Genomic DNA, 792 nt, shown 5'->3' on the forward strand with positions numbered 1-792 from the left:
TAGGGGCTGTTGATCTTTGTAGTACATATATCAATCAGCCCACATTGGTAGCCACATCATAGTAAATGCTAAAGCGAGCATTGAATGATAATTTCGTTCAAGCTTTTCATACCGCGTGGCTATCCCTCTATATTGCTTAATACGGCCAAATGCATTCTCAACCAAGTGCCGATATTTGTACATGCACCAGTCAATATCTTCATTGCCTACTAAACTGTTGCCCTTACGTGGAATAACGGGTGTAGCGTTATTATCACGAACAAACGCTCTCAGTTTTTCACTGTCGTAGCCTTTATCTGCGACAACCATATTACTTGTTGGGCAATTAGCTACGAGTGACTCTGCATGGACGATATCATGCGTATTTCCACAGGATAATTCATAATAAACAGGCAACCCTCCGCTATCGACTGCAAGATGAATTTTCGTAGAATTTCCACCTCGGCTCTTTCCAATTGATTCATTGTCAGCAGTTCTTGCACCGCAACTATGTTGATGAGCCCTGACAATACTGCCATCAATGAAGACCCAATCCATGTCCGCATCACGAGATAATGCGCGAAACAGTTCATTCAAAATCCCTTTTTTGGACCATAAATTAAACCGTCTGTAGATAGCACTCCAACGGCCAAAATCAGAAGGTAAATCTCGCCATGGAATACCTGTGCGCATCTTATACAGTATGCCTTCGAGCGTTTTTCTATGGTCGGGCTTATTATAAATTCGACCACTTAAGTACATTACTTTTGATAAGACATTCCATGTCCCGTCTGTTAACATTAATCTTGGCAT

General features: G+C 41.5%; 1 protein-coding gene. It reads right to left on the reverse strand.

The genetic code is table 11. From position 1 onward, the window contains the following. Window positions 1-30 precede the first annotated feature (30 nt). The coding region (locus H4J63_RS19795; protein WP_024600859.1) for an IS5 family transposase at window positions 31-792 on the reverse strand (762 nt) is incomplete at its 5' end.

The organism is Pseudoalteromonas sp. 5Ae-yellow (genome assembly GCF_014077565.1).
Lineage (GTDB): Bacteria > Pseudomonadota > Gammaproteobacteria > Enterobacterales > Alteromonadaceae > Pseudoalteromonas.